We start from the raw sequence: 21,489 nt of genomic DNA, 5'->3' as shown, positions 1-21,489 counted from the left end.
ACGGGTGACCAGTCGACCGGACGTTCCCGACGAGTGGATCGATCGCATCACTGCCGTCCTCGACGCCTTCCCGGAGTGCGTCCGGGACCGCGCCTGGGTCGGTACCCGGTGGCGGGTGCGCGGTTCGACGGTGGCGCACGTCTTCGGTGGTGAGGACCAGCTGTTCCGGCTGATCCTCCGTGCCGAGCCGGGCGAGGTTCCGGCGTTCGAGAATCTCGGGCATCCGTACTTCCGTACCGATTGGGGCGCGAACACCGTGGGCATCGTCATCGACGCGGACACCGATTGGGACGAGGTGACCGAACTGCTCACCGACTCCTACTGCGTCCAAGCCCCTGAATCGCTCGCTGCGCTGGTCGAGCGTCCCGACCCCGACGGTTCCTAGCGTCGCCGACAGCCTGAGCGAAAACGTTCAGAGCGGAGCGGAGCCGCGCACGTGCTCGAACACCAGAGAGGTGTTGGTACCGGCCACCTCCTCGCGGCCACTGAGGTATTCGACCAGATGCCGTAGATCGTCGGTGTCGATCGCTGCCACGTGCAGCAGGTAGTCGTCGCCGCCGGCCAGGAAGTAGGCGTCGATCACCGGCGGCAGGTCGATCACCGATTCCACGAACTGCCGGATGCGGTGCCGCGCGGTCGAGCGCAGCGTCACGGCGATCATCGCCCGCAGTGGCCGACCGACCGCGGCCGGGTCGACGTCGGCGAAGAAGCCGCGGACCACCCCGGAGTCCACCAGTCGTTTGACTCTGGTGTGCACGGTCGACGGGGCCAGGCCCACCACGTGGGCGAGCGCGGCGTTCGAGACCCGGCCGTCCCGCTGGAGCACCAGCAACAGGCGCCGGTCCACGTCGTCGAGCAGCGGGCGACGATCCTTCGGAACAGGTAGCCGATAACCGGAAAGAACCGAATTTCCATCAGTCATCGATCGAGTATGCAGAATGTTCGTCCGTCCGATTGCTCGATCTCCGACTGTTCTCCACACTATGTGACATAGGCCATACCCAGCCAAGCACGCCCAAGGAGCACACGATGCGCGTCGGAGTCCCCACCGAGATCAAGAACAACGAGTACCGGGTGGCGATCACACCCGGCGGCACGGCCGAGCTGACCCGCCGCGGTCACCAGGTGCTGGTGCAGCGGGGCGCCGGACTCGGCTCGGCGATCCCCGACGACGACTTCGCCGCCGCCGGAGCGCGGATCGTCGACTCCGCCGACGACGTCTGGGCCGAGGCGGAGCTGCTGCTCAAGGTCAAGGAACCGATCGAACCGGAGTACGTGCGTATGCGCGCCGGGCAGACGATCTTCACCTATCTGCACCTGGCCGCCTCGCGGCCGTGCACCGATGCACTGCTCGCATCGAGGACCACGTCCATCGCCTACGAGACGGTGCAACTCCCCGACGGTTCGCTACCGCTGCTCGCGCCCATGTCCGAGGTCGCGGGACGGCTCGCGCCTCAGGTCGGCGGCTACCACTTGATGCGCTCGAAGGGTGGACGCGGTGTGCTGATGGGCGGGGTTCCCGGTACCGCGCCGGCGAAGGTCACCGTTATCGGCGGTGGAGTGTCCGGGATGAACGCCGCGCAGGTCGCCGCCGGTATGGGCGCCGAGGTCACCGTCTTCGACCTGGACGTGCGGAAGATGCGCGCCGTCGACGCGCAGTTCGGCGGCCGGGTGCACACCCGGTACTCCACCTCGCTGGCGCTGGAGGAGGCGGTCGCCGAATCCGATCTGGTGATCGGCGCGGTGCTCATCCCCGGCGCTGCGGCCCCGAAGCTGGTCTCCACCGAACTGGTGCACCGGATGCGCCGTGGAGCGGTCCTGGTGGACATCGCGATCGATCAGGGCGGCTGCTTCGCGGACTCGCGCCCGACCACCCACGACGATCCCACGTTCACCGTCGGCGAGACCGTCTTCTACTGCGTGGCGAACATGCCCGGCGCAGTGCCGCGCACCTCCACCTTCGCCCTGACCGGAGCCACCCTGCCGTTCGTACTGCGCTTGGCGGACAAGGGCTGGCGGACGGCGTGCTCCGACGATCCGGCTCTCGCGGCGGGCCTGTCCACCCACGACGGGCTCCTGCTCAACGCCGGCGTCGGCGCCGCGCTGGACCTCGCGGCGAAAGCACCCCAGGACGTCCTGGCCTGAGCGTCACCACTCCCCCTCGTCGAGGTACTGCGCGAGGTTGGCCATCCGCCGCTGCACCGCTGCCACCTCCCGCACGCACTGTTCGAGCAGTCCGCGGTCGAGCGTCGGAAGCCTGCGGATGGCCAGCACATCGCCGGGGATGCGTCCGTGCGCCATCTGCTCGACCTGATGCTCCATCCGGATCCGCTCCAGGATGGAGAAGACCTCGCGCAACACCTCCGCCAAATCATCGGGCAGCAGTGCGGAATCGGCTCCGGCGGCGAGCCGGTTACGGGTCTGCAGTTTGGTCGAACCGCGGCTGAGAGCCGCCCACCGCGCGATGTTGACCACCGGCACCAGGGCGTGCGCCTTGATGTCGAAAGTGCCGCCGCGCAGCGAGATCACGTCACGCATGGAGCGGATCCGCGCCTTCGCGGTGAGCGCTTCACGCAACATCAGAATGAACGACCGAGGATGCTCCGTCAGATGCTGGTACACCCCGGCCACCGGCTGCAGGGTCAGATCGCCCCAGACCGGGCGGCCGTCCACCAGCAGCGAGGCCATCATCATCGCGTTGTTCGACAGCGGTGCGTCAATCCACTCCCCGGCCGCGTACAGCCACTCGGATTCGGTGCGGCAGAACCTCGGCTGGGCGGCGATCGCACCGTTGGTGTCCGACGGGATCCCGCACTCCTCGAGCCGGGCGTGCACGGCGGCGGCCAGCGCGAGCGCCGCGCTGCGCCTGCTCTCGATCTCCGCGGCGCCGGCGCCTGGCATGTCGGTGAGGATGATCGCGCTGTCGACGTCCGAACTGGGAGCCACCTCGCGGCGCGAGACGCTACCGAGCGAGAGCCAGGTGAAATTCCCCTCGTGCAGTGCCGGGTGCACCGGCAGTTCGAGCTCGATGCAGCGCCGCACCATGGCCTCGATCGCCACGGCGGCGACACCGGAGACGTGCCGGACCGGTGCCGCCTGGCGCATCAGGACCGGGAAGATCTCGCGGATGGTCGCACCGATCTCCGGCAGTTCCTCCGCGTCGGCGCGTTCGATGCGCCGCTGCAGCGCGAAGGTCGACGTGGTGGGCACGGTCAGGAAATCGACGTCCTGCACCACCCCGGTGAGCGAGGCCCTGGCATCGAGCACCGCCATGTAGTGCAGCTTGCGGTCAAGCATCTCGATCAGCACATCACTGGACAACGCGGTCTCCGGGACCGCGTGCAGCGGCGCCGTCATCACTTCGCGTACCGGGTCCGAGACCGAGCGGCCCACCGAGATCACCCGGGCCCGCAGGTCGTGGTCGGTGACGATGCCCAGCGGCTCGCCCAGCTCGCTCTCCACCACCACGTACCCGGATTTCGCGGCGGTCATGGTGGTCGCGGCCTGCTGGATGGTGACGTCCGGCGCACAGGTCACCGGGGCCCGGCGCACGATCTCCCCGGCGGTGCGTTCACGCACCTCGTCACCCGGGACCCGCAGCGACGGTTTGGCCAGCTCGGTGGCCAGGAAGGCCGCGCCCGCCGGGGTGGAGAACATGTCCGCGACCGCCCATGCCGGCAACTGCAGCAATACCACCTCGGTCAGCGCGACCACGCGCGGACCACCACGTGCACCGACCAGGATCACCACGTATCCGAAGACACCGCCGGGCCCGAGGACCTCGTCGACATCGCCCGCCTCCTCCGTGGCCGTCGTTGGGAAGTTCCACACCCCGACCCGGCCCTCGAGCACCACGTAGGCGTGCTCCGGCGAGGCGGACAATCCGTCGAGGATCATCTCCGACTCGGGGTACTCCCGCACCACCGAATCGGCGACGAGTCGCGCCCGCACATCATCGGGCAGACCGTCAAACGGTGCGTGCCCGGACAAGAAGGCGAACACCTCCCCGAGATCAGCGAAATCGGTCATGCCCCATGTTCGCATAACGCGCTCGACCGATACACCGAAGTCTTCTCCTGGTAACGCGTCCACGGAAGCGTTGCGAGGTCTACATTCCCATCCAGCGCATGACCCCACGCGCCCTATCCCGTCGAGGAGAAACACGTCCATGACGCAACCCACCACTTCATTCGCCGCAGAGCAAGAGGGCTATAAGCAGACCCTCGGCCGCCGGCACGTACAGATGATCGCCATCGGAGGCGCCATCGGCACGGGCCTGTTCCTGGGCTCCGCCAGCCGATTGCACAGCACCGGCCCAGCCCTGCTGTTCAGTTACGCCTTCGTCGGGCTGATCGCCTTCTTCCTGATGCGCGCCCTGGGTGAGCTGGTGCTGTACCGGCAGAGTTCGGGCGCCTTCGTCTCGTACTCGCGGGAGTTCTTCGGTGAGCGCGCCGCCTATCTGGCGGGCTGGATGTACTGGATCTTCTGGGCGCTCACCGGCATCGCGGAACTCTCCGCCGTGGCGGTGTACATGAAGAAGTGGTGGCCGGACCTGCCACAGGCGGTCACGGTGATCATCGCGCTCGGTGTAGTGCTGGTGATCAACCTGCTCTCGGCCCGCGCTTTCGGTGAGTTCGAGTTCTGGGCGTCCATTCTCAAGGTCGCCGCGATCGTGATCTTCCTGATCGTCGGTGTGGTGATGGTGGTCGGGCAGGTCACCGTCGGATCGGGCGAGGGCGCCCACCGCGCGGGGATCTCGAACCTGTGGCGCAATGAGGGTGGATTCTGGCCGGAGAGTGCCGATTTCGGCTGGTTCGCTCCGATCCTGGTGATGTCGGGCGTGGTCTTCGCATACGCCGCGATCGAGATGGTCGGTATCGCCGCCGGTGAGATGCAGAACCCGCAGCGGGAGGTGCCCAAGGCGGTAAACTCGGTGATCCTGCGTATCGCCGTGTTCTACTGCGGGTCGATCTTCCTGCTGGTGTGCATCCTGCCGACCGGCCAGTACGGGAACACCGGCGCCGACGGCAGCCTGGAATCGCCCTTCGTGACCGTCTTCGAGCGGATGGGTGTGGGCTGGATGGCCAACGCCATCAACGCCGTTCTGATCGTCGCGGCGATGAGCTCACTCAACGCCGGCCTCTACACCACCGGCCGGATGCTGCGCAGCCTCGCGATGTCCAGTGAGGCCCCGAAGATGTTCCTGAACATGAGCAAGTCGGGCGTCCCGGCCACCGGCATCGTCATCACCTCGCTGTTCTACGTGCTCGGTGCCGTGCTGAACGCGCTCATGCCGGGCAAGGCCTTCGATACGGCGCTGGAGGCGAGCTCGATCGCCGTCGTCGCGGTCTGGGTGACGATCTTCGCCTGTCACATCCGCTACCGGCAGCTCTCCGACAAGGGTGTGGTCGGGCGGAGCCCGTTCCGCGCGCCGCTGGCCCCGTGGATGAGCTACGTGGGCATCGCCTTCTTGATCCTGGTGCTGGTGGGTCTGGCGTACACCGGCTGGGCCAGCTCGGACGTCTTCTGGGAGAAGACGAACTTCATCGTGGTCGTCTTCGGGATTCCGCTGTTCGCGGTCCTCATGGCGATCGGCTGGATGATCGCCAAGCCGCGGGTGATCGCCCGGACCGGCGATCGGCTCGGCTCCACCTGGACCGACGACGGCCCCCGTTACCGGAGCTGATGCGCCGGTAACACCGAGTACGGCCGCCGGTGGCGCTCTCCGGACCTCCGGGTGCACCACCGGCGTTCGGCCGTGTCATCCGAGCCAGTTGCGGACCGGGGCGGGGACTGCGCGTTTGCCCCGGTGCGGCCCGAGCACCGCACCGCCGAAGGGCTGGGAGAGCAGTTCGTGAGCCACCCGGTCGACGTCCCGGGATGAGACCCGGTCGATCGCGGCCAGCGTCCGGGCCACGGTGCGCTGGTTCTGGTAGTTGATCTCACTGCGGCCGATCCGGTGCATGCGGGACTGCGCATCCTCGAGCCCCAGCACCAGGCCGCCCCGCAGGGAGCCCTTCGCCCGCGCCAGTTCCTCGGCGGTGAGCCCGTGCTCGCGGACGTCCTCGAGCACCGAACGGACCACGCGCACGACCTCGCCCAGCCGGTCCGGGGAACACCCCGCGTACACCGAGAACAGTCCGGTGTCGGCGAAGGTGTCCACCGCCGAGTACACGGTGTACGCCAGTCCACGCTGTTCACGGACCTCTTGGAAGAGCCGCGAACTCAGCCCGCCACCGATCGCGGTGTTGAGCACCGACAGCGCCCAGCGGTCCGGGTGGAACCGCCCGTACGCCCGGGTGCCGGCCACCAGGTGGGACTGCTCACCGTCGCGGTTGACCACCCGCAGCACCGGCGGGCCGGGGGCGCGCCGGATACCGGTGCGCACCGGTGCGGATTCGGCGGCACCGTCGAGCCGGCCCGCGAACGCCCTGCGCGCCAGTCGCACCACGTGCGCGTGCGAGACGTTCCCGGCCACCGCCAGCACCATCCGCTCGGGGGTGTACCGGCGGCGGTGGAAACCGCGCAGCCGGGTCGCGGTCATCGCGGAGACCGTCTCCTCGGTGCCCAGGACCGGCCGCGACAGCGGATGCTCACCGAGCAGTGCGGCGGCCGCGGCCTCGTTGACCAGGTCCTCGGGGTCGTCGTCGCGCATGGCGAGTTCCTCGAGAACCACCTCCCGTTCGAGGTCGACGTCCACCGGTCGGCACAGGCCGCCGAGCACCACGTCGGTCACCACGTCCACCGCGAGTTCGAGATCGGTGTCCAGCACGTGCGCGTAGTAGCAGGTGTGCTCCTTGCCGGTGAAGGCGTTGATCTCGCCACCGACGGCGTCCATCTCCGCGGCCAGGGAGGCCGCGTCACGGTGCGGGGTCGCCTTGAACAGCAGGTGTTCGAGGAAGTGCGCCGAACCCGCCGACGCCGGCTGTTCGTCGCGGGAACCGACCGCGACCCACAGGCCGACCGCCGCCGACCTCGATCCCGGAACCGTCTCGGTGACCACTCGCAGGCCACCGGGTAGCACGCTACGACGAACGGGGGCACCCGAGCCGGATGCCCCCGTCCGTGCAGCCTTCGCTTTCAGGCCGCTCAGTTGCTACTCCTCGTTCGCAGCGGCGTCGGCGGCCGGGGCGGCCTCGGCGTCGTCGGCGACGGGGATCAGGCTGATCTTGCCGCGCTCGTCGATATCGGCGATCTCGACCTGGATCTTCCCGCCGACGTTCACCACGTCCTCGACCTTGTTGACCCGCTTGCCGTTGCCCAGCTTGCTGATGTGCACCAGGCCGTCACGGCCGGGCACCAGCGAGACGAAGGCGCCGAAGGCGGTGGTCTTGACCACGGTGCCCAGGAAGCGCTCGCCCACCTTCGGCAGCTGCGGGTTCGCGATCGCGTTGATCCGGTCGATCGCGGCCTGCGCCGAGGGGCCGTCGGCCGCACCCACGAAGACGGTGCCGTCGTCCTCGATGGAGATGTTGGCGCCGGTCTCCTCGGTGATCGAGTTGATCGTCTTGCCCTTGGGGCCGATGACCTCGCCGATCTTGTCCACGGGCACCTTGATGGTGGTGATCCGCGGCGCGTACGGGCTCATCTCGTCCGGGGCGTCGATCGCCTCGGCCATGACCTCGAGGATCGTGGTCCGGGCGTCCTTGGCCTGGCTCAGGGCGCCGGCCAGGACCTGCGACGGGATGCCGTCGAGCTTGGTGTCCAGCTGCAGGGCGGTGACGAACTCGGAGGTACCGGCGACCTTGAAGTCCATGTCACCGAAGGCGTCCTCGGCACCGAGGATGTCGGTCAGGGCCACGTAGCGGGCCTGACCGTCGACCTCGTCGGAGACCAGACCCATGGCGATACCGGCGACCGGGGCCTTGAGCGGGACACCGGCGTTGAGCATCGACATCGTCGAGGCGCAGACCGAGCCCATCGAGGTGGAGCCGTTCGAGCTCAGCGCCTCGGAGACCTGGCGGATCGCGTACGGGAACTCCTCCACCGAAGGCAGCACCGGCACCAGGGCACGCTCGGCGAGCGCGCCGTGGCCGATCTCGCGGCGCTTCGGGCTGCCGACGCGGCCGGTCTCACCGGTCGAGTACGGCGGGAAGTTGTAGTGGTGCATGTAGCGCTTGGAGGTCTCCGGGCCCAGCGAGTCGATCTGCTGCGCCATCTTGACCATGTCCAGGGTGGTGACACCGAGGATCTGGGTCTCGCCGCGCTCGAACAGGGCACTGCCGTGCGCACGCGGGATCACGCCGACCTCGGCACCGAGCGACCGGATGTCGGTGATGCCGCGGCCGTCGATGCGGAAGTGGTCGGTCAGGATGCGCTTGCGCACCAGCTTCTTGGTCAGCGACCGGAACGCGGCGCCGATCTCACCCTCGCGGCCCTCGAACTGCGGACCGACCTGCTCGAGCACCTCGGCCTTGAGCTCGTCGGTGGCGCTGTCGCGCTCCTGCTTTCCGGCGATCGAGAGGGCGTCGTTGAGCTTGGTCGCGGCGGCCGACTCGACGGCGGCGAAGACGTCGTCCTTGTAGGCCGGGAACAGCGGGAACTCACCGGTGGGCTTCGCGGCGCCGGCGGCGAGCTGCTTCTGCGCCTCGCACAGCACGGCGATGAACGGCTTGGCGGCCTCCAGGCCCTCGGCCACCACGGACTCGGTCGGTGCGGTGGCGCCGCCCTCGACCAGCTCGATGACGTTCTCGGTGGCCTCGGCCTCGACCATCATGATCGCGACGTCGGCGCCGGAACCGGAGCCCGAGACGATGCGACCGGCGACGACCATGTCGAAGACGGCGTGCTCGAGCTGCTCGACGGTCGGGAAGGCGACCCACTGGGCGTCCGCGGCGACCGCGGTGTCGCGGATCAGGGCCACGCGCACACCGCCGACCGGGCCCGAGAAGGGCAGGCCGGCGATCTGGGTGGAGGCCGAGGCGGCGTTGATCGCCACCACGTCGTAGAGGTCCTTCGGATCGAGCGAGAGGACCGTCACCACGACCTGGATCTCGTTGCGCAGGCCGTCGACGAAGGACGGTCGCAGGGGCCGGTCGATCAGGCGGCAGGTGAGGATCGCGTCGGTGCCCGGGCGGCCCTCGCGGCGGAAGAACGAGCCGGGGATGCGGCCCGCGGCGTACATGCGCTCCTCGACGTCCACCGTGAGCGGGAAGAAGTCGAAGTGCTCCTTCGGCTGCTTGCTGTGCGTGGTGGTGGAGAGCAGCATGGTCTCGTCGTCGAGGTACGCGGCGACGGCGCCCGCGGCCTGCTGCGCGAAGCGTCCGGTCTCGAACCGGATGGTGCGCTTGCCGTAGGCACCGTTGTCGATGACGGCCTCAGCCTCGGTGATGTCGTCTTCGATGTCGATGATGTTGTCGGTCATGAAGTGTGGGATACCCCTTCTTCGTTCGTCCCACCTCGCCGGACCGCGCGCACGCTGCGCACAGCCCCGTCGTTCGACGCGGCGGCGGGCGCTCTGGTGCGGTCATCGATCGAAGCCGTCGGACACTGGGAAGTTCCGGCGGCCACTACCGAGGACCACCCCGCAGGGAATGACACCGTGAAGGCGCACCGCTCGGTGGACCCGGGCTCGTATCCCGGTCCACATAGGTGGGACCTGTTCTCCAGGCTATCACCGGTATCGTCAGCTGGGTCCCGCACGCGCCGGGCCGGGGCTGCCGAGCGCGAGTACCGGACGAGTGGAGAGGGGTTGCCTGTGTCGCGGACCGCCCGGGAACGGATGTCCGAAATCACCGGTATGTGGCTGGCGCGGATGCTGCTGGTAGCCGCAGTGATATCACTGCTGAACGCGTTGATCCGTGGTGAACGGGTGCTGCCGATCGCGGCGGACCTGCTCGGTGTGTTCGCCATCCCGTCCTCCCCCAGCCTGCTGATCGTGGCGCTGCTGACGGTGCTGGCCGGCGCCCTGCGCCGCCGGTTGCGGGCGGCGCACACCGTGGCCGTGGCGCTGATGGCGTTGCAGACGCTGACGAACATCGCGACGCTGGCGTACGTCGTCCTGGAGGACACGCAGAGGTTCGACGAGGCCGCGCACGTCCCGGATCTGCTGCGCACCTACTTCGACGCCCGGATGTCGCTGCCCGGCGCCGCGCTGGCCTCGGCGGTCAGCATCACCTGCCTGGTGCTGGTGATCGCCGCCCGCCCCGCTTTCCCCGCCCGCCTCGCGCGCGGTTCACGTCGCGCCGCGTTCGGTGTGCTGACGGTGGGCCTTCTGATCTCCTACCTGATCACCGCCACCCTGACGTACACCTTCCCGGGTCGCCTGCGCGGGCCGGTGGAGATCCTGATCTGGTCGCTGCGCTCGACGCTGGGTTTCGTCCCGAAGCGGGTGGACGTACTGCTCAACGGGCACTCCGGCCCGCCGTGGGTGTACTCCTTCGCGGGTGTGATGTCGGCGATGGTGCTGATCCTCGCGCTGATGGCGTTCTGGCGCGCGGGCCGCGGCGACGAGCTGATGACCGAGCCCGAGGAACTGGAAGTACGCCGTCTGCTGCTGGAGTACGGCGAGGAGGACTCCCTCGGTTATTTCGCCACCCGGCGCGACAAGGCCGTGATCGCCGCACCCGATCGCCGCGCGGTGGTGACCTGCCGCGCGGTCGGACCGGTCTCGATGGCCAGCGCCGACCCGATCGGGCACCGCGATTCGTGGCCGGCCGCCGTCGGCGCGTGGATCGAGGACTGCCGTTCGCACAGCCTCTACCCCGCGGTGCTGGCCGCCAGCGCCGACGGCGCCCAGGTCTACGCACAGGCCGGCCTACGCACGCTGACCATCGGCGACGAGGCGATCATCGAGGTCGACGGTTTCTCCCTCAAGGGCCGGGAGATGCGGGCGGTGCGCCAGGCGGTCACCCGCGTCGGGACCGCCGGTTACACGCTCAAGGTGCGCCGTCACGCCGACCTCACCCCGGCCGAGCTCGGTGAGATCGCCACGCTCGCCGAGAAGTGGCGCGGTGAGGAGACCGAACGCGGATTCTCGATGGCGCTCAACCGGATCGGCGACCGGGTCGACGGGCGGTGCATGCTGGTCTCGGCGCATGACGCGCAGGGCACCGTGCGGGGACTGCTCAGCTTCGTGCCCTGGGGCACCCGCGGGCTCTCGCTCGACCTGATGCGGCGCGACCGCAATGCGGAGAACGGTCTCAACGAATTCATGGTCGCATCGTTGATCGAGCGCTGCCCGGAGCTGGGGATCCGGCGGATCTCGCTGAACTTCGCGGTCTTCCGGTCGGTGTTCTCCGAGGCCGATCGGGTCGGGGCGGGCCCGGTCACCCGGCTGGTCGACTCGGTGCTCAGCTTCGCGTCGAAGTTCTACCAGCTGGAGACGCTGTATCGCTCGAACGACAAGTACCGGCCGCAGTGGGTGCCCCGGATCCTCTGCTACGACCCGGCGCTGACCGCGGTGCGGGCCGGGATCGCGGTCGGCACCGCTGAGGGGTTCCTGCCGCAGATCGGCCCGAAGTTCCTCGCCGGACCATCGGTACCGGATCAGGCGCCGCGGGATCCGCAGTTCGTCGATCGCCTGCTCGCCGAGGAGGAGCGGCTGCTGCGTCACGAGGCGCCGCCGGTGCGCTTGTCCGAGCAGCAACGGGTCCGGCGCCGCAAACTTCAGGCACTCGAAGCGACCGGTATGCCCGGCTACCCGGCGTCGGTCCCGCGGACCACGTCGCTGGCGCAGGCCCGCCGGGACTGCTGCGGGCCGGGCGGTGACGACGGCAGCGTCGTCGTCTCGGTCACCGGGCGGGTGCGCGCCCGACGCGACTACGGTGGCGTGACCTTCGTCGACCTGCATGAGGACGGCGCCACCCTGCAGGTGATCGCGGAGCGATCGCGGACCCCGGAAGACGAGCGGGACCTGTGGCGACGGTCGATCGACATGGGCGATCTGGTCTCGGTGACCGGTGTGCTGATGCGCTCGCGCACGGGCGAACCGTCGGTGCTGCTCGACTCCTGGGCGATGGCCGGCAAGTGCCTCTCACCGGTGCCGAAGACGTGGGTGCGGCTCGGCGAGGAGACCCGCGCGCGGAACCGGTCGCTGGAGCTGCTCACCGATGACGGCGCCCTCGACCTGTTGTACCGGCGGTCGAAAGCGGTGGCCGCGATGCGCGCGGCGTTCGTCGATCGCGGATTCACCGAGGTCGAGACCCCGATGCTGCAGTCGGTGCACGGCGGCGCAGCTGCGCGGCCGTTCACCACTCATATCAACGCCTACGACATGCAGCTGTACCTGCGGATCGCGCCGGAGTTGTATCTCAAGCGGCTCGCCGTGGGCGGTATGGGCAGGATCTTCGAGATCAACCGGAACTTCCGGAACGAGGGCGCTGACGCCACTCACAATCCGGAGTTCACCTCGCTGGAGGCGTACCAGGCGTACGGCGACTACTCGACGATGCGCACGCTCACCCGGGAGGTGATCCTCGCAGCCGCGGTCGCGGTCAACGGCCGGCCGGTGGCGCTGCGGCCGGACGGTGACGGCGGCACCCGCGAGGTGGACCTGACGGCGCCGTGGCCGCAGATCACCGTGCACGAGGCCGTCTCCCGCGCGACCGGGGTGGAGCTGACCTCCGCGTCGACCCTGGCGGAGGTGGAGCGGGTGTGCCGCAGCAGGCACGTGGCCGTTCCGCGGGGTGCGACTGCGGGCAAGCTGGTGATGGAGCTCTACGAGGCCCTGGTGGAGAAGCAGACCGAGTTCCCCACGTTCTACTCCGACTTCCCGATCGAGGTCTCGCCGCTGGCCCGGAAGCACCGCGAGGATCCGCGGCTGACCGAGCAGTGGGACCTGGTAGGTTTCGGAGCCGAGCTGGGCACCGCGTACACCGAGCTGACAGACCCCATCGATCAGCGTGAACGCCTCACCGCGCAGTCGATGGCGGCCGCTGCGGGCGATCCGGAGGCGATGGAACTCGACGAGTCGTTCCTGGACGCGCTGTCCTACGCCATGCCGCCCACGGGTGGTCTCGGGATCGGTGTGGACCGGATCATCATGTTGCTGGCCGGGGTGAACATCCGTGCAACCCTGGCGTTCCCGTTCATCAAACCGCAGGACCGGTGAATCACCGGCCGCGCGATCCGCGGCGGTGCGCGGCCACCATCAGCGCCCCGAGGACCGCGGCTTCGACGGTGACGACCACCCGGATCAGCGCCAGGTCGGGCGCCCACCGGGCGATCACGGCGGGTGGGATGCCCGCCGCAGTGGGGCCGAACCACGCCGCTGCGCCGACCACGATGCACCCGCCGAGCGCCACCGCGGTCCATCCCGGTGAGCGGCGTCGTGCACCGCTGCGTCGCGCCGGGAGCAGCGTCCGGTAGCCCGCCCACCCGATCGCCGCGCCCAGGGCCGAGACCAGGGTGCCCGCCGCCCACACCGTCACCGGGGCACCGCCCGCGGGTGGATCGCCCGGTTCCCCCGCCGCCGTGCGCATGAGATGGCGAGCCAGCTGGGCGAAACGTGCCGCCTCGAGTTCGCCGTATCGGTTGGCCACCAGGACCAGCGAACGCCCGCTCTCCGGGAAGACCGCCAGGTGCGTGAAGTACCCCGGCACGGCTCCGGAGTGCCACCACACGGTGCGCCCTGCGATCGTCTCGCGGTACAGCCCCGGCCCGTAATCGGCACCGCCTCCGGTGGGCACCGTCTGGAACCGCTGCCAGGACGGGTCCTGGACCATCGATCGCGCGTAGTGCGCGAGGGCGTCGACCGACCCGGCGAGGTAGCCGTAGCCGAGCCCGGCACCGTCGAGAACCGGGGACACCGCCCGGGAGCGGCCGAAGAAGGGCAGGTGTCCGGGCGGGACCACACCGGCGAAGTCCCGGGCCCCGGTGACGATTCCGTCCCCGGCCGGCCCGAGAACCGCCCGCACCGCCGCACCGTAGGATCCGCCGCTCACGGTCTCGATCACCGCCTGAACCAGCAAGTAGTTCAGGCTCGAGTAGCGGAACTCCCCGCGCGGGCCGGGGACGGGAGCCGGGAGCTCCGCCAACGCAGAGGTCGCCGACCCTTCTCGGGCGGTGTCGGTGATCGATACCTCGTGCGGCAGTCCGCTGGTGTGCCGCAGCAGGTCCCGCACCGTCACCTCGGGTGCCACCCAGGTGCGGGCCCCGGGCACGGTGGCCGCGACCGGCCGGTCCAGGTCGAGCGTGCCCTGCGCGGCGAGGGTAAGCGCGACCCTGGCGGCCACCGACTTCGAGACCGAGCCCCACACGAACGGCGTCCGCGCTGTCACCGGGCGGCGAGCTCCGTCGACACCCCCGATCTGTTCCTGCTCCGTCCCGCCGGGCCCGGTCATGCGCATCGCGAAGCCGGGGATTCCCATCTCGGCGGCGATTCCCGGTAGGTCGGGTGCACGGCCACCCGCACTGGGCGGGACGGCTGTCAGGAGCGCCAGCGCCGCGACCACACCGATGACCACACACCGAATCCGCATCGAAGTCCCTTCGTCGATGCACGAAGCTATCCGCCGGAGCCACCGGCGGCCCTCCCCCGGGAGAGTGAGATCGCCGGCACCGGGCGCCGCCGGACCGGAGACGACGAACGGCCCGCTCCGGGAGAACCGGGAGCGGGCCGTTCGGTGAAGGTCTTAGCGGCGCAGGCCGAGACGCTCGATGAGCGTGCGGTAGCGGTTGATGTCGACCGAGGCGACGTACTTGAGCAGGCGACGACGACGGCCGACCAGCAGCAGCAGGCCGCGGCGGCTGTGGTGATCGTGCTTGTGCTGCTTGAGGTGCTCGGTGAGGTCGGTGATGCGCTTGGTCAGCATCGCGACCTGCGCCTCAGGCGAACCCGTATCGGTCTCGTGCAGGCCGTACTCGGCCAGGATGCTCTTCTTCTGCTCGGTGGTCAGCGCCATGCGAGGCTCCTTGTTCCAGTATCGCGTCGTCAGTATCGCGTGCCGCCACCGCGAACTGCAGCAGGCACGATCGACCACGTTACCAGAGGCCGGAGTCGGTCAGCTAATCCCCAGGACCGACCGGGTCCGGTCGACATCGCCGCTCATCGCCGCGAGCAACTGGTCGACGCTGTCGAAACGCTGCATACTCCGTACCCGCTCGACGAAGTCGACCGCCACATGCTGTCCGTACAGATCGGCGGAGGTGTCCAGGACGAAGGCCTCGACGGTGCGGGTGCGCCCCGAGAACGTGGGATTGCTGCCCACCGAGACCGCCGCGGGGTACCGCTCACCCGGTGTCACCTGTCCCACCACGGGCCCGGCGCCGAGCACGGTGAACCACGCGGCGTACACGCCGTCCGCGGGGATCGCGGCGAACATCGGCGGTGCCACGTTGGCCGTCGGATAGCCCAGCTCGCGGCCGCGCCCGTCGCCGCGCACCACGACACCCTCCACCCGGTGCGGGCGGCCCAGGGCCTCGGCGGCGGCCTTCACATCACCGGCGTCCACGCAGGAGCGGATGTACGTCGACGAATAGGTCACCGCGTGCTCGGTGAGCAGCGGCACCGAATCGACGGAGAATCCGAACTTGTGGCCGAGCGCGGCGAGCATCTCCACGTTGCCCAGCGCCCGATTGCCGAAGGTGAAGTTGTCCCCGACCACCACGGCGGCCGCGTGCAGCCGCTCGACCAGCACCGAGTGCACGAAGTCCTCGGCGGGCTGCGATTTGACCGCGGGGGTGAACGGCATCACGCAGAAGACGTCGATGCCCAACTCCTCGGCGAGTTCGGCACGCCGGGTCAAGGTGGTCAATTGCGGCGGATGCGAGCCGGGCCGCACCACCTCGGCAGGATGGGGGTCGAACGTCATCAGGACCGCGGGCAGGCCGCGGTCGCGGGCCTCCGACGTCGCCCGTTCGATCAGTTGAGCGTGTCCGCGGTGTACACCGTCGAACACGCCGATCGTCACAACACAGCGTCCCCAGTCCGCGGGAACGTCATCGAGTCCTCGCCAGCGAAGCACGCACTCAGCCTATCCGACGACATATGGTGGACGCGTGAGTAAGCCTCCCCTACCCGATTCGCCGCGCCCCGTGAGCGAGCTCTCCGCGGTGACCCAGGACTACCTCAAGCAGATCTGGACCGCTCAGGAGTGGTCCGATGTGAAGGTCAGCACCAAGTCGCTCGCCGATGCACTCGGGGTTTCCGCGTCCACCGCGTCCGAGGCGATCCGCAAGCTCGCCGACCAGGGACTGGTCAACCACGCCAAGTACGGGGCGGTCACGCTCACCGGTGCGGGGCGGGCCGCCGCGACGGCGATGGTGCGCCGGCATCGTCTGCTCGAGACCTTCCTGGTCTCCGAACTCGGCTACGGCTGGGACGAGGTGCACGACGAGGCGGAGGTACTCGAGCACGCCGTCTCCGAACGGTTCCTCGCGCGCCTGGACGAGCGGCTCGGATTCCCGGACCGGGACCCGCACGGCGACCCGATCCCCCAGCCCGACGGCAGCGTGCCCACCCCGGATGCACGATTGTTGTCCGAGCTGGAGGCCGGGCACAGCGGCACCGTCGCCCGGATCTCCGATTCCGATCCGGAGATGCTGCGCTACTTCCAAGAGGTGGGCATCGCCCCGGACGCGCGGATCGAGGTCGTGGAGCTGCGCAAGTTCCTCGGGACGGTGGCGGTCACCGTCGACGACGGTGCGCAGATCGACCTGGGCGACGTCGCCGCCCAGGCGATCTGGGTGCGCAGCTGAGCCGGCCCTACTTGGGGATCGCGCGGGCGAGGTTGTCGGCCAGCGCGTCCACCACCGTGGGGATGCTGAGCACCGTGCCCCAGGTCCACGCCCCGGAGACCAGCGGATCGTCGATGAACACCGAACGCCCCTCGCGCACGGCCGGGATGGTGCGGTAGATCGGGAGCGCTTCGATCTCCGCCCGCACCGACGGCTTCGAGCCGACGTTCCACACGACCAGATCCTGGTCGAGCCGCGCCATCTGCTCATCGGCGAGGGTGATGCCGTCGTTGGTCTTCCCCTCGCCGAGGTCCGGCACCGTGAAGCCCAGCGCGGACAGCACCCGCGAGCGCGGGTCGCCCGGTGCGCGGACGAAACTCGAGCCCTGCTTGAACCGCTCGACGACCACCGCGGTGCGTCCGGCGAACTGCGGGTTCGCGGCGCGGACCCGGTCCATCTTCTCGTTCACCGAGGCGATGGCGCGGTCGGCCTCGTCCCGCTTGCCGAGGACGTCGCCGGCGAGCCGGGTGACGACGTCCCACGGTGCGGTGAATTCCTTGTGCCCCTTGGGCGGTGCCACGGTAGGGGCGATCGCCGTGAGGCGGTCGTATTGCTCCTGGCTCATCTCGGTGTAGAAGCCCAGGATCAGATCCGGCCGCAGCGCGGCGATCTCCTCGTAGCGGTAGTCGGGGGTGCCGGTGAACTTGCCCTTGTTGAGCACGGTGGGCCGCTGGTCGCCGAGCGCCTGCTGCGCCCACGGCCAGGTGGCGAACTCGTAGTCGCCGTACCAGTCGGTGACGCCGGCCAGCCGACCACCGAGTGCGAGGACCGGGTCCTGATCGCTGTATCCGACGGTGACGATCCGCTGCGGAGCATCGGGGACCACGGTGACGCCACGGATGTGCTCGACGGTGCGCTTCCCCCCGGAGTCCGATCGGCCACCTCCGGCGCCGCAGGCGGCTGCGAGGGATGCGGCGCCGATCAGGGTCGCGCCGCGGAACAGGCTACGGCGGGTGATCGACGGGGTGGACTGGGCGGTGGACATGCGACTCCTTTAGGTTTGGCTACCCTATTGAAGCATGGTCGATCAGCGGGCCGTACGCGACCGTCCACCCCGGTACCCCGGTCGGTTCAGCGCTGCGCGCTCACGCCGACGGACGGACCACGAAGACCGACCCGGCGCGCCGTCCGCTCTCCTTCAGCAGGGCGAAGGCACGACCGTCGACGGTGACCGCGGCGTACACACCGTCGATGCCCACCGGGTCCAACCACCTCCCGAGCGAGAGATCGACGGCCTGTTCCTCGGTGATCTCGCGGGTGGGGAAGCCCGCGGCGATCGCCTCATCGATGCCGTACGACAGCCGGGGAGTCTCGAAGAGATCGTCGAGCGTGATCGCGTGATCGAGCCCGTACGGGCCGACCCGGGTACGCCGCAACCGCGTCAGGTGCCCGCCCACACCCAGCGACTCCCCCAGGTCCCGGGCCAGGGCCCGCACATAGGTCCCGGACGAGCATTCGACGCTCACCTGCACGTCCAGGTACTCGCAGCCGTCGCCGGCATGCCGCAGATCGTGCGCCTCGAACCGCGCGACGGTGACCGGGCGCGCCTTGAGCTGCACGTGCGCACCCTCGCGCACCAGCTGGTGAGCGCGCTTACCGTCGACCTTGATCGCGCTGACCGTCGACGGGACCTGTTCGATCTCACCGGTGAGCGGCCCCATCGCGGCACGCACCTCGTCGTCGTCGAGGCCCACCGCGGAAGCACCACCGGTGCGCTCCCCCTCGGCGTCGTCGGTGGAGGTGGATGCACCGAGCCGGATCGTGGCGGTGTACGCCTTGGTGGTCAGCGCCAGGTGGCCGAGCAGTTTCGTGGCGCGCTCGATGCCCACCACCAACACGCCGGTGGCCATCGGATCGAGGGTGCCGGCGTGGCCGACCTTGCGGGTGCCCATCGCGCGGCGGCACCGCGCGACCACGTCGTGGCTGGTCAAGCCGGACGGCTTGTCCACGATCACCAGACCGGCGCCGTCGGGTTCGAGGAAGTTTCGGGTTGTCATCTCACACCATCGCAATCGAAGTGACGATCAGGCCGGAGGTGATCCGCCACCGGCCGTCGAAGCCCGCGACGGGAGCGCCGCCGTCGGTGGCCCGGCCGTCGATCAGAATTCGGGAGCGGAAGGTTCCCCCGGCGGTCACCGATGCGCCGTCTCCGGTGCGATCGGTGAGTTCGAAGGTGATCTCCGCGTCCTCGAAACCCAGCCACCGCCCGGTGATCGGATTCCACGCCTTGTACGTGGCCTCCTTCGCGCAGAACAGCAATCGATCCCAGTGCAGGCCGTCGTCGCCGCGGTCGGCGAGCACCGAACGTTCGGACTCGACCGAGACCGTCGGGAGGACCTTGTCCGGCAGCGGGAGATGCGGCTCGGCGTCGATCCCGACGGTGCGCACCCCCATCCGGTACCCGACCACCGCACCGCGGTACCCGTCGCAGTGCGTCAGCGCACCCACCACGTTGCGCGGCCAGTGAACACCGCCGGCCTCCCCCTTGATCAGCACGGCATCGTCGATACCCAACTCGCCCAGCGCTTCCCGGGCGAGATGGCGCACCGTCGCATACTCCGCCCGGCGCTTCGGGACGGCCCGCTCGATCTGCGCCGCCTCCCGCGGGTGCAGTGGCGCGTCGAGGTCACCGCGGGTCTCGCGGGCGATCACCCCGCGGGGCAACATGGACTGCAGGATCACTGCTCGCCCTCCTTCCGGCGCGCCGCCCGGCGCTCGGCGATCCGCTCCCTGGCGGCAGCCCGGCGATCACCCGCCCGGGCCTGCGCCGCGACCCGCGCCGCGGCCATCTTCACCGGGTCCCGGTACTCGGGATCGACCTCGAAGTGCACCCCGTACGGTCCGAGCGACTGCTCGGTGTAGCCGGGCGTGGGCAGGATCTGCCGCAGCAACGGGTCCGGCAGGCCGCGCTTGTTCCACTCCCGCGGGTAACCCACCGAGACCTCCTCGAAGCGGACACCGTCGTACCAGGTGGACCGCGGGATGTGCAGGTGGCCGTAGACCACGGCCTCGGCGTTGTAGCGGGTGTGCCAGTCACGGGTCGAGGCGGTTCCGCACCACAGTGCGAAGTCCGGATAGAACAGCACCTCGGTGGGCTCGCGACGCAGCGGCCAGTGGTTCACCAGCACCGTCTTCGCGTCCGCGCCGAGCGCAGCCAGACGCCCCCGGGTGTACTCCACCCGCGCTCGGCACCAGGCGTCGCGGGTGGCGTACGGCTCGGGCGAGAGCAGGAACTCGTCGGTCGCGACGACGCTGTTCTCCTTCGCCCGCGCCAGAGCCTGCAGTGCGGAGAGCCCCTCGTCCCGGAAGCTGTAGTCGTAGAGCAGGAACATCGGTACCACCGTCACCGGGCCGGCCTCGGGATCGTCGAACACCGGGTAGGGATCCTCCGGGGTGAGCACGCCGTGGTGGCGGCAGATCTGCACCAGGTGGTCGTAGCGCGCCTCGCCGAAGACCTGCATCGGGTCTTTGGAGGTGGTGTACAGCTCGTGGTTGCCCGGCACCCAGATCACCTTCGCGAACCGGGGAGCGACGGCGGAGAGCACCTCATCGAGTTGATCGGTGCGCTCACACAGGTCCCCGGCCAGGATCAACCAGTCATCGGGGGAATCGGGCCGGATCCGCTCGACGATGCCCTCGTTACCCCGGTGCCCCACGTGCAGGTCACTGATCGCCAAGAGCTTCGCCACCCCTCCACGCTACCGGGCGGAACCTTGGGGGCGCGCGCCCGCCGGGACCCCGGCACGACGGAATCGGACACCGATGCACAGGTTAGCCTAACCACATCTGTAGGGTCCCGGTCATGAATAACTCCTCATCGCCGAGCCGGCGCCGTTTCCTGGCCGCAGCCCTCGCCGTCGCCACCGCGAGCACGCTCGCGGCCTGCGGCAGCCGCCAGGACGACAGCGCCGCCCCGCAGACCCGCACCGTGGCCCACGCCATGGGACAGACCGCAGTCCCGGCGAACCCGCAGCGCATCGTTGTGATCGACTCGCCGCAGCTGGACGCGCTCGTCTCACTGGGCCTGACGCCGGTCGGCGCCACCGAGTCGGCGGCCAACGACGGCTTCCCCGGGTACCTGCGCGACCGGTTGGCCGGCACCACCTCCGTCGGGTCGACCACGGCACCGAAGATCGAGGCGATCGCCGCCCTGCGACCGGACCTGATCATCGGCTCGAAGGTCCGGCACGAGAAGCTCTACCAGCAGCTCAACGCCATCGCTCCGACCGTCTTCTCGGTGGACTCGGGCACGAACTGGAGGGAGCAGGCCACCATCACCGCGGCTGCGGTCGATCGCACCGACGCGATGACCGAACAGCTCTCCGAGCTCGATGCCCGTGCCGCCGCGGTCGGCGGGCGGGTGGGCGCGCCGGGCACCAGCCTGTCGATCGTCCGGTTCCGCGCCAACGGCTTCCGTCTGTACGGACCGGACACCTTCTCGGGCAGCATGATCACCGCGATGGGCTTCACCATCCCGGAGCAACGGTGGAACGCCTACTCCATGGTGGAACTCTCACCCGAGCAGTTCGGCGCGATCACGGGGCAGACGGTGTTCCACACCGTCGGTGCCGGCGCCGCGTCGACCACCACCAGCATCACCTCCCGCTGGGGCGCGCTGCCCGCGGTGAGCGCCGGACGCGCCTTCGCGGTCGAGGACGAGACCTGGATGGTGGGCATCGGAGTGCTGGGGGCAGGCCGGATCATCGACGATGTGGAACGTCTCGCCCGCCCTGCGGTGTGAGAACCGGCGCGTACTGCGCGACACCGTCACGGGAGTCGAGCGGGACCGCCCGCAGGATAGGTACCGCTGCG

At 69.5% G+C, this 21,489-nt stretch carries 17 protein-coding genes; 6 read left to right on the top strand and 11 right to left on the bottom strand.

The window, feature by feature from the left end; translation table 11 throughout:
- Positions 1-4: 4 nt before the first annotated feature.
- A complete protein-coding gene (locus ACYVHG_RS00630) occupies positions 5-385 on the top strand; it encodes an MmcQ/YjbR family DNA-binding protein (RefSeq protein ID WP_461165494.1) in 381 nt (126 codons plus the stop codon).
- Positions 386-412: 27 nt separating this feature from the next.
- Here the strand turns inward: ACYVHG_RS00630 and ACYVHG_RS00625 are convergent, their stop codons facing one another.
- The gene (locus ACYVHG_RS00625; RefSeq protein WP_461165493.1) at positions 413-922 is read right to left on the bottom strand and encodes an Lrp/AsnC family transcriptional regulator; all 510 of its coding nucleotides are present in this window, start codon (positions 920-922) and stop codon (positions 413-415) included.
- Between the two features lie 107 nt (positions 923-1,029).
- On the opposite strand from ACYVHG_RS00625, the gene ald reads away from it, so the two are divergent.
- Positions 1,030-2,145 (top strand): alanine dehydrogenase, encoded by a 1,116-nt coding sequence (ald, locus tag ACYVHG_RS00620; protein WP_461165492.1) that lies wholly within the window; start codon positions 1,030-1,032, stop codon positions 2,143-2,145.
- A gap of 3 nt (positions 2,146-2,148) precedes the next feature.
- On the opposite strand, the gene ACYVHG_RS00615 is transcribed toward ald, so the two are convergent.
- Positions 2,149-4,029, bottom strand: a complete 1,881-nt coding sequence (locus ACYVHG_RS00615; RefSeq protein WP_461165491.1) for a putative nucleotidyltransferase substrate binding domain-containing protein — start codon at positions 4,027-4,029, stop codon at positions 2,149-2,151.
- A gap of 139 nt (positions 4,030-4,168) precedes the next feature.
- Between ACYVHG_RS00615 and ACYVHG_RS00610 the strand changes: the two genes are divergently transcribed.
- Complete coding sequence (locus ACYVHG_RS00610; protein ID WP_461165490.1) at positions 4,169-5,686, top strand: amino acid permease; 1,518 nt, start codon at positions 4,169-4,171, stop codon at positions 5,684-5,686.
- Between the two features lie 75 nt (positions 5,687-5,761).
- Here the strand turns inward: ACYVHG_RS00610 and ACYVHG_RS00605 are convergent, their stop codons facing one another.
- A complete protein-coding gene (locus ACYVHG_RS00605; RefSeq protein ID WP_461165837.1) occupies positions 5,762-7,093 on the bottom strand; it encodes a M16 family metallopeptidase in 1,332 nt (443 codons plus the stop codon).
- A gap of 3 nt (positions 7,094-7,096) precedes the next feature.
- Complete coding sequence (locus ACYVHG_RS00600) at positions 7,097-9,364, bottom strand: polyribonucleotide nucleotidyltransferase (RefSeq protein ID WP_461165489.1); 2,268 nt, start codon at positions 9,362-9,364, stop codon at positions 7,097-7,099.
- A gap of 333 nt (positions 9,365-9,697) precedes the next feature.
- Between ACYVHG_RS00600 and lysX the strand changes: the two genes are divergently transcribed.
- Positions 9,698-13,051, top strand: coding sequence for a bifunctional lysylphosphatidylglycerol synthetase/lysine--tRNA ligase LysX (lysX, locus tag ACYVHG_RS00595; RefSeq protein WP_461165488.1), 3,354 nt, complete (start codon positions 9,698-9,700; stop codon positions 13,049-13,051).
- A gap of 1 nt (position 13,052) precedes the next feature.
- On the opposite strand, the gene ACYVHG_RS00590 is transcribed toward lysX, so the two are convergent.
- The 3 genes from ACYVHG_RS00590 to ACYVHG_RS00580 all read right to left on the bottom strand — a co-directional run bounded on the left by ACYVHG_RS00590 (position 13,053) and on the right by ACYVHG_RS00580 (position 15,905).
- Positions 13,053-14,420 (bottom strand): serine hydrolase domain-containing protein, encoded by a 1,368-nt coding sequence (locus ACYVHG_RS00590; protein WP_461165487.1) that lies wholly within the window; start codon positions 14,418-14,420, stop codon positions 13,053-13,055.
- A gap of 153 nt (positions 14,421-14,573) precedes the next feature.
- Positions 14,574-14,843, bottom strand: a complete 270-nt coding sequence (gene rpsO, locus ACYVHG_RS00585; protein ID WP_326482958.1) for a 30S ribosomal protein S15 — start codon at positions 14,841-14,843, stop codon at positions 14,574-14,576.
- Positions 14,844-14,942: 99 nt separating this feature from the next.
- Positions 14,943-15,905 (bottom strand): bifunctional riboflavin kinase/FAD synthetase, encoded by a 963-nt coding sequence (locus ACYVHG_RS00580; protein WP_461165486.1) that lies wholly within the window; start codon positions 15,903-15,905, stop codon positions 14,943-14,945.
- 70 nt (positions 15,906-15,975) lie between these two features.
- Here ACYVHG_RS00580 and ACYVHG_RS00575 point away from each other — a divergent pair, with 70 nt between their 5' ends.
- Positions 15,976-16,638: a metal-dependent transcriptional regulator gene (locus ACYVHG_RS00575; RefSeq protein ID WP_461165836.1), complete on the top strand. Its 663-nt coding sequence runs from the start codon at positions 15,976-15,978 to the stop codon at positions 16,636-16,638.
- A 7-nt stretch (positions 16,639-16,645) separates the two neighbouring features.
- Here the strand turns inward: ACYVHG_RS00575 and ACYVHG_RS00570 are convergent, their stop codons facing one another.
- The 4 genes from ACYVHG_RS00570 to ACYVHG_RS00555 form a co-directional block, all read right to left on the bottom strand.
- Entirely contained in the window at positions 16,646-17,662 is a 1,017-nt protein-coding gene (locus ACYVHG_RS00570) for an iron-siderophore ABC transporter substrate-binding protein (protein WP_461165485.1), read from the bottom strand.
- A 100-nt stretch (positions 17,663-17,762) separates the two neighbouring features.
- Positions 17,763-18,674, bottom strand: coding sequence for a tRNA pseudouridine(55) synthase TruB (gene truB, locus ACYVHG_RS00565; RefSeq protein ID WP_461165484.1), 912 nt, complete (start codon positions 18,672-18,674; stop codon positions 17,763-17,765).
- Position 18,675: 1 nt separating this feature from the next.
- Positions 18,676-19,356, bottom strand: a complete 681-nt coding sequence (locus ACYVHG_RS00560; RefSeq protein WP_461165835.1) for a 4'-phosphopantetheinyl transferase family protein — start codon at positions 19,354-19,356, stop codon at positions 18,676-18,678.
- Positions 19,356-20,366 carry a metallophosphoesterase family protein gene (locus ACYVHG_RS00555; protein ID WP_461165483.1) on the bottom strand — a complete coding sequence of 337 codons (1,011 nt, stop codon included), beginning with the start codon at positions 20,364-20,366 and terminating at the stop codon, positions 19,356-19,358. Before ACYVHG_RS00555 ends, ACYVHG_RS00560 begins: the two co-directional genes overlap by 1 nt.
- A gap of 113 nt (positions 20,367-20,479) precedes the next feature.
- Between ACYVHG_RS00555 and ACYVHG_RS00550 the strand changes: the two genes are divergently transcribed.
- Positions 20,480-21,418, top strand: coding sequence for an ABC transporter substrate-binding protein (locus ACYVHG_RS00550; RefSeq protein WP_461165482.1), 939 nt, complete (start codon positions 20,480-20,482; stop codon positions 21,416-21,418).
- Positions 21,419-21,489 lie beyond the last annotated feature (71 nt).

This window comes from Tsukamurella serpentis, assembly GCF_054780975.1.
This window is presented reverse-complemented; position numbering and strand designations above follow the sequence as displayed.

Bases quoted from the DNA above. Each gene is read 5' to 3' on its own strand.
- ACYVHG_RS00550 (WP_461165482.1), top strand. From the start codon at position 20,480: ATGAATAACTCCTCATCGCCGAGCCGGCGCCGTTTCCTGGCCGCAGCC.
- ACYVHG_RS00615 (WP_461165491.1), bottom strand. From the start codon at position 4,029: ATGACCGATTTCGCTGATCTCGGGGAGGTGTTCGCCTTCTTGTCCGGG.
- ACYVHG_RS00590 (WP_461165487.1), bottom strand. From the start codon at position 14,420: ATGCGGATTCGGTGTGTGGTCATCGGTGTGGTCGCGGCGCTGGCGCTC.
- ACYVHG_RS00570 (WP_461165485.1), bottom strand. From the start codon at position 17,662: ATGTCCACCGCCCAGTCCACCCCGTCGATCACCCGCCGTAGCCTGTTC.
- ald (WP_461165492.1), top strand. From the start codon at position 1,030: ATGCGCGTCGGAGTCCCCACCGAGATCAAGAACAACGAGTACCGGGTG.
- ACYVHG_RS00610 (WP_461165490.1), top strand. From the start codon at position 4,169: ATGACGCAACCCACCACTTCATTCGCCGCAGAGCAAGAGGGCTATAAG.
- rpsO (WP_326482958.1), bottom strand. From the start codon at position 14,843: ATGGCGCTGACCACCGAGCAGAAGAAGAGCATCCTGGCCGAGTACGGC.
- ACYVHG_RS00600 (WP_461165489.1), bottom strand. From the start codon at position 9,364: ATGACCGACAACATCATCGACATCGAAGACGACATCACCGAGGCTGAG.
- truB (WP_461165484.1), bottom strand. From the start codon at position 18,674: ATGACAACCCGAAACTTCCTCGAACCCGACGGCGCCGGTCTGGTGATC.
- ACYVHG_RS00625 (WP_461165493.1), bottom strand. From the start codon at position 922: ATGACTGATGGAAATTCGGTTCTTTCCGGTTATCGGCTACCTGTTCCG.